At 52.4% G+C, this 1,436-nt stretch carries 1 protein-coding gene; it reads right to left on the reverse strand.

What is annotated here, in order from left to right:
• Positions 1-133: 133 nt before the first annotated feature.
• Positions 134-1,168 (reverse strand): urea transporter, encoded by a 1,035-nt coding sequence (locus tag ACUVJL_RS16420; RefSeq protein ID WP_445246827.1) that lies wholly within the window; start codon positions 1,166-1,168, stop codon positions 134-136.
• Positions 1,169-1,436: the final 268 nt, after the last annotated feature.

The following is a 1,436-nucleotide window of genomic DNA, read 5'->3' on the forward strand; positions in this document are numbered from 1 at the left end:
GATAAATTCGGTTTAGCAATTTCAATGAAAGTGGATTAATGTCTCGAAGTAAAAACATATAAAACCTCTTTAAATAAAACTTGATGTTTTTAGTATATCATATTATTTGATTTGTGTAATTAATTTTGTTTGACTACTTAATGATGTGCTTGGCGGCGAGGTATCTTTGCCAATGCTCCTCCGGACTGGTCACGGCGTGTAGTGCAACTGGAACCAGCGATGGGAGACTTCGCTGCAAAACTAAGAAGAAACCGATTGTCACGATACAGAATGGCAAGGTCAGGACTGGCAGACCTAGAGGCGCAAAAATGGCACCGAGGACACCGCTTGCGATCGCCCCAAGGAAGGCGCACGCTGCACCGATGAGAATACTGCGGGCTGTTGGTGCATAGAACACGCCACCAATTGCCATCGCACAAAGGACAGCGTTGTAGCCCCACAATCCTGCGTACAGTTTCTCTGGAGGAACCCCGACGAGCCCGCCCGCGAGAACTCCTAAAATGCAGCCGAGCAGACCCACTGCTGCTCCAACGGGCGTACAGAGCGCAACTGCGAGGAAAACCAGGATGGCGGAGGCGAGCTTGTCTGCAAGGAACACCTGTCCAAAGCCGATCGGCAGCGACTGGGCAATCCGAAACCAGTCGAGTGCGTTGGATGTAGTTGCTGACGGTGCTGATGCTCCCAAGTTGAAGTAGGGCTGGGGCAAAAATAACACCGCGCTTAAGAATAGCAGTGTGGCAATGTTAAACGGTAGGGTCAACAGGGGAACTTTGAACTTGGTGACAAACCAGATGCCCATAGTCTTCATGAGAACGGTTGTCATCGCCGAGAAAACGATCGCTGCGATCGCCCACGCTGGGTTCCAGGCTCCGTTGCCCGACATACCAAAGGTTGCCAGCGCCGCCCCGACCAAGATGCCGTTGTAGCCGAACAGACCGTTGCGAATGCTGTCTCGATCCAGTTTCAGCCCGATCGCTGTCAGCGTCGATGCCACCACTGCCACCAGCCCCATGGTGCCAACCCAGGGTGACTGGATAAACAGCGCCGCCAGAATCAGCAGTCCGCTGAGGGGATTGTTGAGAAAGATCACCTGCCCGATCCCGCGCAGCGTGTAGTTAATAAAATCCAATCCGGGTTGATTGGCCAGACGCTGGTTTAGCTGTTGCATCGTTCCCAACATCGGCAGTCCGCTAGCCTCGCCCCCCTGGGATGACTCCTCTGACACTAAGATCTGGGAAATTAGTTCGTGCAGGGGTGATGCCTCATCGCCTTTGAGTCCTACCGAAGGGTGATCCGCCATAGCTGGCAAAAGTATAGTCATTTATAGACATGGGAGGCGTCAAGTCCCTCCCCCTTCACTTTTGCTTTAAGCGGATTAACCCGCATTGGCTGAACTACGCAGCTCTCTATCCCATTGCTGAACGCATTTGGGATTG

Source organism: Microcoleus sp. OTE_8_concoct_300 (assembly GCF_031383065.1).
GTDB lineage: Bacteria > Cyanobacteriota > Cyanobacteriia > Cyanobacteriales > Microcoleaceae > Microcoleus.